Raw genomic sequence first — 3,342 nt, forward strand, 5'->3', positions numbered from 1 at the left:
CGCCTGCGCGCGCAACGTCTCCCTCATCTGCTCCAAATCCATACCGTCGCTCCTCGTCCCACCCATGGAGCGACAACCTCCTCACCTCATACCCCGCTTGTCACGACGGGCTCCGGCGAGGAGTTACTCTCAGCCTCGCTTCGCACGCAGCGTGGCCGAGCTGCTGCACCACCCCGCCGTACCCCAGGAGCCCGAAATTGAGTCCCACTGACGAGCTGATTCCCATGCTCAAGAAGCTGCGCCTGTCCGGTGTCCTCCAGTCCCTTCAACTGCGCACCCAGCAGGCTGTGGACGACAACCTCTCCCACTCCGAATTCCTCTACCGGCTGCTGAGCGACGAGGTGGAGCGTCGCGACTCCAAGCAGCTTTCCCAGCGCGTGCGTCGCGCCTCCTTCGAGCACGCCAGGACGCTGGAGGACTTCGACTTCCACTTCAACCCCAGCGTGCCCAAGGCCAAGGTGCTGGAGCTGGGCACGTGCGGCTTCCTGGAGCGCCACGACAACGTGCTCGTCGTCGGTCCCACCGGTGTCGGCAAGTCCCACCTGGCTCAAGCCCTCGGTCACCGTGCTTGCCGTGCTGGCTACAGCACTCTCTACGTCGGCACCCACGAGCTGCTCATGCAACTCCGCGCCGCACGGGGCGACGGTAGCTACGAGAAGCGCCTGTTGCGCTTCACCTCGCCAGACCTGCTCATCATCGATGACCTCGGCCTTCGCGGGCTGACACAGGATGAGCCGGTGGACCTCTACGAGGTCGTCCGCCAGAGGTACGAGCGCAAGAGCACCGTCATCACCTCCAACCGGGCGATTGAAGAGTGGCCTCCGCTCTTCGGCGACCCGCTGATGGCCAGTGCCGCCATGGACAGGCTGCTCCACCACGCTCACGTCCTGGTCATCGAAGGCGACAGCTATCGCAATCCACCCCCTGCCCGGCGCCGCAAGCCCACTGCCGCGGAGGCTCGTTAGACACCAGCGTGGATCCGCTTGGCCGACCCCAAACTCGTCACCGCCGTGAACTCGAACAACGGCTCACTGACGAGCTCACCAGGGCGATCCGCTTGGCCGACCCTCACCCGGTCCATGCCCCCGGTCCTTGACACTCCGCGCTTCAACGCCTCCGTCGCGTAACGCACCGCGAATCCCCGCAGCGTCTCGGGGTAGCGCACCGAGCTGCGCACCTTCCCCGCCTGCAGCCTCGTCACCTCTTGCCGGAACCGCTCCAACTCCGCGTCCATGTCCACCTCCTCGTGTGTGGCGACAGGACGTCTCACGACTCGGTCGCGCTGGTCACGACGGGGGACGGCGAGCTCTTACCTTCTTGGCGTGGAGGCTGTCGCCCAGTTGTACGGGAGCGTGGTGGAAACCACGGCGGAACCTGAGTGGCATCTACGCGGGGAAGGGCTCACCGCGTAGCTCGAAGGAGCTCTCCTGAGGAAGGGAGACCAAACGCGAGGGCGCACGACCAGCATGGCTCCTCCCCATGGGAGGTCCAGGAGGGCACCTACGAGAGGACCACTGGCGCGACGGTGAGATTGTCGCGGCGAAGGAAAGGGGGGGCCCCGCCCTTGCGTGCTCTGTTCGTTCCCCATGGCCGGAGGGAGCCCTTCCTGAAGCCCCAAAACGTCGTGGCCAGGGGATGGGCGCCGAGAAGAGAACACTCCGCCGGAACGGGCCTGCGAATGGCCGCCAGGTGCGAGCACCTGTTCTCTCTGGAGGAGCTGGGGCCTATCCGGCAGCACAGGGAGGACAGTAGTGGAGCTGTTTCGGCACGAGGATGCGGGCACTCGGCGCCGGGGCGCCCGCGAGCAATCCAGAGAGTCCGCTGCGGCATGCCGGGGGAGAGGGGCTACATGCCCGCTTTGTCCGGGCGGTCTTGAAGGCACTGCCGCAGAGGTGTTGCTCCAGGGCGGGAGCGAAGGACCGGACCCGTATCCGTGTGTAGAAGAGAAACTCGGCGACATCCTTCCTGGAGCGGGCGCCCACGAAGCGACGCCGTGTGAGAACCCGTTTTGCTGGCGCGAGCTCGTCGAAGAACGCCGCGGAGCACGGTCGGTAGCTCGATGAGCGCATCCGCTTTGGACTGGACCTTGCCAGAGGGGGCTCCGTGCTCGTTCTCAAGGGGGAGTGCCCCTGCCCTGGCAAACTCTCCTGCGGCGAGCAACACGCCCACCGCAGTCGAACGCGCGAAGAGCCGACGACGTGTAGGGACGCAGTCCAGCGCAGGCCCTTCAAGGCCCGGGAGGGACGGCCCGGATGGACATCACCTGGTACGCGGTCTCGAAGGCTGGTCCTCCAGGCGCCACTTCCAGAACGGCTGGCGTCCCCTCTCGAGTGAAGTCGAGCCAACCCACCTGTGCACTCCGGAGCTCCCCACCTCGGTCATGACGAGCCGCTCTCCCTTTCGAGGGGCCTGTCGTGCGGCCAGCCCTGAATGCTCCGGTCTGGCACCTGAAGAAGGCGACCAGCCGCTCCTGCCGAAAAGCCCCTGCCTCCAGGAAGTGAGCCGGTGAGCACTGAAGGAGCTGCTCATCTGGTTCTATGGAGCTGGGCGCACACTGACTCGCCTAGCAAGCAGGCGGTAGGCGGGTTCGCTGCCTGCATGCTAGAGGCCCGAGCGGATCCTCAAGGTAGATCCGCGAGGTCGCTGCTCCCACCCGAAGAAATCCGACGCCCTGCGATCAGAACGCTGGTGTTCGCCGAATCCCGATGGTACAAGCCGCCCCCCCTCGCAACGAAGCCCGCGCACTGGCGCGGAGCACTCCGTGGTGAGGACGTACCGACAGCACGGAATACAGCGGTCAACGAAGCAGGTTGACAGAAGACGCGGCGGTGGTAGAAGCCGCGCCCCCGACGACGAAGCCCGGGCAGCAGCAGGGCGGAAGCGGCGAGGGAGTCAACGAAGCGACAGTTGACACGGGATGCGGCGGAGAGATAGAAGCCGCGCCCTCCCGAAAGAAGCAGCGGAAGCCACTGGGCGGCGCTGGAGACTTCGGGAAGCAGCAGAGAAGAAAAGCAGAAACTGGGTGGTTGACAGCGGACGCGAAGATGAAATAGAAGAGGCGCCCCGCTGACGCCGGAAAGAAGTTGAAGGCGGCGGCAAGGTAGCAGGAAGTCGCGGTTGAAACAAGCGACTCGGTCTTTGAAAACCAAATAGCAAGCCCAAGAAGAAGAGAAGGATTGCGGAAACCGCAGTCAATCTTTGAGAAGGCACCAGCAAGGGAGCGCTGAGAAGCGCATACCAGCAGTGCCTGCAGTGAATCAGCGAGTTGAGGTTCCTTAGCCGGACCTCGACTGACGCCGGTTCAACCTTCAAATTAAAATTGGAGAGTTTGATCCTGGCTCA

2 protein-coding genes are annotated in these 3,342 nt (G+C 64.6%); one reads left to right on the forward strand and one right to left on the reverse strand.

Going from position 1 to position 3,342, the window contains the following annotated elements; translation table 11 throughout:
- The first annotated feature begins 197 nt into the window (after nucleotides 1-197).
- A complete protein-coding gene (gene istB / locus LZ199_RS45795) occupies nucleotides 198-965 on the forward strand; it encodes an IS21-like element helper ATPase IstB (RefSeq protein WP_163871124.1) in 768 nt (255 codons plus the stop codon).
- Here the strand turns inward: istB and LZ199_RS45800 are convergent.
- Complete coding sequence (locus LZ199_RS45800; RefSeq protein WP_254000162.1) at nucleotides 962-1,234, reverse strand: hypothetical protein; 273 nt, start codon at nucleotides 1,232-1,234, stop codon at nucleotides 962-964. The genes istB and LZ199_RS45800 overlap by 4 nt on opposite strands.
- Nucleotides 1,235-3,342: the final 2,108 nt, after the last annotated feature.

Origin of the sequence: Myxococcus qinghaiensis (assembly GCF_024198215.1) — a bacterium.
Taxonomy (GTDB): domain Bacteria; phylum Myxococcota; class Myxococcia; order Myxococcales; family Myxococcaceae; genus Myxococcus; species Myxococcus qinghaiensis.